Below are 225 nucleotides of genomic sequence, written 5' to 3'. Positions count from 1 at the left end.
ACGTCACCTCTCCGGCCTTCGATCTGACCGTCGACACCACCGCACCGGATAAACCGTCCATTGGTTCTGCCATTGATGACGTGGGCACTGTCCGTGACGAACTGCAGAGTGGCGACGTCACCGACGATGCCAACCCGACCCTGAAGGGCGATGCCGAACCGGGCAGCCGCGTGGACATCTACGACAACGGCGAGCTGATTGGCTCGACAGTGGCGGATGAAAACG

General features: G+C 61.3%; 1 pseudogene. It reads left to right on the top strand.

What is annotated here, in order from left to right:
- Nucleotides 1-225: pseudogene (locus tag AOY23_RS22840) on the top strand (Ig-like domain-containing protein); the annotation flags it as partial.

This window comes from Trabulsiella odontotermitis (assembly GCF_001297775.1).
GTDB lineage: Bacteria > Pseudomonadota > Gammaproteobacteria > Enterobacterales > Enterobacteriaceae > Trabulsiella > Trabulsiella odontotermitis.
The sequence above is the reverse complement of the archived record's forward strand: the minus strand, read 5'-3'. Positions and strand labels throughout refer to the sequence as shown.